The 4,037-nt window shown below is 55.6% G+C and carries 4 protein-coding genes; all 4 read right to left on the bottom strand.

Annotation, left to right across the window (positions count from 1 at the left end; genetic code table 11):
- Window positions 1–31 precede the first annotated feature (31 nt).
- The 4 genes from amrB to O6929_05470 all read right to left on the bottom strand — a co-directional run bounded on the left by amrB (window position 32) and on the right by O6929_05470 (window position 4,015).
- Window positions 32–1,282 carry an AmmeMemoRadiSam system protein B gene (amrB, locus tag O6929_05455; GenBank protein MCZ6479831.1) on the bottom strand — a complete coding sequence of 417 codons (1,251 nt, stop codon included), beginning with the start codon at window positions 1,280–1,282 and terminating at the stop codon, window positions 32–34.
- 245 nt (window positions 1,283–1,527) lie between these two features.
- Window positions 1,528–2,277, bottom strand: coding sequence for a hypothetical protein (locus O6929_05460; protein ID MCZ6479832.1), 750 nt, complete (start codon window positions 2,275–2,277; stop codon window positions 1,528–1,530).
- A gap of 134 nt (window positions 2,278–2,411) precedes the next feature.
- A complete protein-coding gene (locus O6929_05465; protein MCZ6479833.1) occupies window positions 2,412–3,245 on the bottom strand; it encodes a hypothetical protein in 834 nt (277 codons plus the stop codon).
- 95 nt (window positions 3,246–3,340) lie between these two features.
- Window positions 3,341–4,015 carry a hypothetical protein gene (locus tag O6929_05470; protein ID MCZ6479834.1) on the bottom strand — a complete coding sequence of 225 codons (675 nt, stop codon included), beginning with the start codon at window positions 4,013–4,015 and terminating at the stop codon, window positions 3,341–3,343.
- Window positions 4,016–4,037 lie beyond the last annotated feature (22 nt).

Consider the following 4,037-nt stretch of genomic DNA (forward strand, 5'->3'; position numbering starts at 1 on the left):
CGATGCAAGTTACCGTGAAGGAATGAGTCGGCTAGAAGAAGGCCATGCTTGCGTAGGTCACGGTCGAATTGAACTGGTCCGTGATCGCTCGGTCATACCGTAGAACCTCTCCCTTGGCAGCCTGAATCAGCCGCAACATGGTGTAGATCGGGGCGAACCCGAAAATTCTTCGCTCATCGTGTTCCTTGAGGATGAACCGTGCAAAGGCCTCGGGATCCACCTCCTCCACATGCTTGAGCATGGCCAGGTCTGCCTGCATACACCGATGGAAAGTAAAGTCGCTGGGCGGGTTGGAGTCGCCATAACGCATGCCAATGTGAGCCAGCTCGGCGCTCGCCACGATGCAGGGCTCTTTGCCGGATGCTGCAATCCCCTCTTTCATGGTCTGGATAAAAGCCTCGATCTTGTCCTTCACGGGCTGGGATGCGGGGTCTGCCACGTAGGCAGGGGGAAACGCGCACAAGATGGGCACAATCGTAAAGGGGGTGTCCGGTCCCAGCGTGTGTTGGAGGAACGGAAGCTGAAACTCGATCGTGTGCTCGTATTGATGGTTCAGTTCCTCGTCGAAGTAGGTGCTAGAGCCGTGCTTCCTGAACCAATCCAAGATGTCCCGGTCCACCCGTACAAGCCCGAGGGGAGTCTCAAAATCTTTATCGGTGAGCGCGTAGAGGTTTTCCAGTCCAGCATGACAGGTTCCGAGCACGACAACCAGGTTCGGTGCAACGGCTTCCTTCAGCTCCTTGTACGCCCAGGCATACAGGGGACCGGCATCCCGCATTTCATGGTGCGGGGCCACGAGGCCTCGCATCCGCTTTCCACGATTGGCTGATGGCCTGATCTCCGGGCCCTCTTTGGAGCTGTAAAACGACTCAAGTTGCGCCAACAGTTGGGTTGAGTCGTCAGGGTAACTTTTCCCGGCATAGGCGGCCTTACGGACGGGGGCGTCTCGGTACGCCGCTCTCGCGGCGGCCTTGGCGGCTGCAAAGCGCTCTCCTTCCAGAAAGAGCTTCTCGTTGAGATCGGCGACCAGCTTCGAGAGACGGCCTGGACTCAGGAACTCACCGAACCTTTTCAGATACAGCGTGGCGACCTGTTCTAGCGAATGTTCCCCATCGAAATGCTGGATGATGAAGAAGTAGCTTAATGGAATGATCAACTTGTCGGCCGAAATTCCGGATGCATCCCATAGCATGATGTACTGCTCATCCTGCTGCCTAAGGGGAGAGAACTGAAGATTCCGCAGCAGAGGGTACTGGTTGGGATCTTTGGCTCTTTCGGTCATGTCATTCCGGCTTTAGTGATGACTCCGAGCACATGATAGGTAAGACCCTCTTTGATCGAACCATGTCGTAGCTCCGCCATCATATGGTGCTTATCCAGGCAGCCCTGAGCCCCGTCGACGGGCCTCGACATGGACCAACCTCGGATACCTGTTATCTATTGTTTGCTCCCGTTCATAACAAGCACAGCATTCTACCTGCCTCTAGACTCAGGGCGCAACCGGCTGACTGCGGGCCTTGGGGCGGGTTACTCTTGCTCGGGAGGTGCGCTGGGTCTGCGGAATGCGGCAGTGACCAAGATCACAATGGTCACGGCGAGGAGCCACAACGTGGCGCGGCCGTACTCCGGCCGAGCGAATTCAATGAGATCCCTGAAGCGGCCGATCAGCAGGGACATGCGGGCCATCACCGTGTATCCGAAGGCAGCGCCGAAGGACAGCATAAGAAAGAAGATGCCGGTCCGTGCAGCGACTTTGACGGGGCCGCGATGCTCGATCGAAAAGAAAAAATAGAAGAGCACCGACATGACCCCGATCAGGATCACCAAAGAGTTGAGACTGCTCTCCGGATTCAGGATGTCGAAGGTCGGCCTAATGAGGCCTCCCTCCAGGACGGAGACCAAGGGACGCACCGTATCCTCGACCTGCTTGAGGATATAGGACGAGATCAGCCGAGGAATGGCCAGCCCGGAGCCGACTCCGACAACGAACGCAAAAGCAATGCGCGAAAGCCAGGCAATCTTGGGAATATACCGAGTCAGCATTAAGATACCGATGCCCACCGGAATCAGCCGTGACCATTCCCCTTCGTCTACGATCGGATCATAAATGAGGCGAAAGACCAGCTCATACCCTTTGACAATCGTGTATCCGACCGAAATGCCGACATAGAGGTGCTCCGCCAACTTGAAGAGAGGGTTATCCTCGTAGAGGAAGGTGAAGATGAAGAGGGTCAGCCCTACGGCAACCCATGCACCGAGGACTACGTCAAAAGGCATCGAGGTGCTCGCGAGTTGTCGTTTCGTCAGTGAGGTCAGTGTTGTCTGTGTGGTCCGTTACTTCTGTTGAGTCCGGTTTGTTGAGAGACGAAGCGAATGGACGCAACAGACCAAAGCGACCATACGCTTCCACTTCACCCACCTCGCGCAGCGGCGCGCCGCGTCATAAAATAAAAGGTGTTACACAAGATGACCAAAACGATGATCGCAAAGTGCGTCGCTGACTGAGCATCCATTCCCGCAACTGCAGAGCCACTCTGGTCGATGAGTAACTCGTATTCGGCTGCCCCACGCATTCCGCCGATAAGCCCGTTGATCTGGCCGCTCCGCAGCAGGGGGTAGAGTCCCGGAGCGATCACTCCGGTGCATCCTCCCCCGAGCTCAAATTGGTATTTGTCCTTTCCGAACAAGTACCACGTTTCGACCCCTGGAGTTCCTGCCGCCAGACTTACCACATAGTTCACGTGCCGAAGGTTCGGCACGTCTTTCAGAACCGCCAGCGTTTTCGTTGGATTGCCGTAATAATCGCTCGGAAACGCCTTGTAGAGATCTTGGCCCATCCCTATGATCAGCGCCCCGACCCCGGGGCTATAACCCAGAAACACGTAATCCTCTCCGTTGACCTTGCCTAATTCCTGAGCGACCCTGTTGACAGTCTGTTCGGCCAAGCCAGTGCCAGGGAGCCACAACGTCATTGCGATGACTCTGAGATTTCTGCTGAACGCGTGGCGCAGTAAGGCGAGAGCCTGGGGTTCAAGTTCGGGTTTGGACGCCGGGTCGAAATCCATGCTGAGAAGAAATACCGACCCATCGGGTAAGGATTCGATGTAATCGTACACCGCGCGGACTTCCGGTGTTCCCTTAATAGGAAGGCCCACGGGGTACAAAAGGGGCACCAGCGTGCACAGGCCGATCACGAAAAAGATGATCCGGCGGTCAATTCGCAACATCTTCTCTGGAAAGCTCACCGTGTTCGCTCCCAAGTAAAAAGGAAAACGTAAAAAGGAAGAAGTGTGGAAGTCGTCATATTTAACTTTTGCCCTTTTACCTTTTACCTTTGACCTTATTCTTTGCCTCCCCCGAGATACGCTCGCTCCAGGCCAAAAATGATCTTGATGGAAAGAGCCACCGCGCCCAGACTGATGCCGATCAGGATGGCGCGTCGGACCGAGGCGTTCAGTACGTTCAAAATCCACAGCGTGATATCACCGGTAACGGGCAGCAGATACTCGCCAAGAGGCACCCTCCCCATCATGACGATGACGGCCGCGGTTAGGAGCAAGGCGGCTTCCTTGCTGCGTGCCCGGAAAGAACGATACGCCGCGGAGGCGATGAAGAAGGCCAGAATGGCGAACATCGTTCCCTGGAGGGGAACCATTGTGTAGGTATAAATCCACCCGAAAGCAGTCATGGCGCCGTCGATCGTTTCCTTCCCCCCGGGATGCTCACCCCCAACCCACTGCACGAACAGGCCCACGGCTAAGGTCACGACGATCCCAAAATAAAGGATCACGCTGTATCCCCATCCTGGTTCCTGACGCTTGATCTTGACCGCGTGAATATGAAACAGGCTGGTCACGCCCAAAACCAGCGCAAACAACCCGATGATCTGAATCCACAGGGAGCCCTCAGTGAGGAGTGTCTCGGATTTGGGATGGGGCACATAGTATTGGAGCGTAAATATGACACCCGCTACGAACGTGATGACCAAGGGAAGCTGCCTGCGGAGGAACGTCATTTGTAGTCTCGAAAGAGGTCTA

It is taken from the genome of Candidatus Methylomirabilota bacterium (assembly GCA_027293415.1).
In the GTDB taxonomy this organism is placed as follows: Bacteria; Methylomirabilota; Methylomirabilia; order Methylomirabilales; family CSP1-5; genus CSP1-5.

What these genes read in the sequence shown, in the direction of transcription:
- O6929_05460 (MCZ6479832.1), bottom strand. Translation starts at nt 2,277, where the DNA reads ATGCCTTTTGACGTAGTCCTCGGTGCATGGGTTGCCGTAGGGCTGACC.
- amrB (MCZ6479831.1), bottom strand. Translation starts at nt 1,282, where the DNA reads ATGACCGAAAGAGCCAAAGATCCCAACCAGTACCCTCTGCTGCGGAAT.
- O6929_05470 (MCZ6479834.1), bottom strand. Translation starts at nt 4,015, where the DNA reads ATGACGTTCCTCCGCAGGCAGCTTCCCTTGGTCATCACGTTCGTAGCG.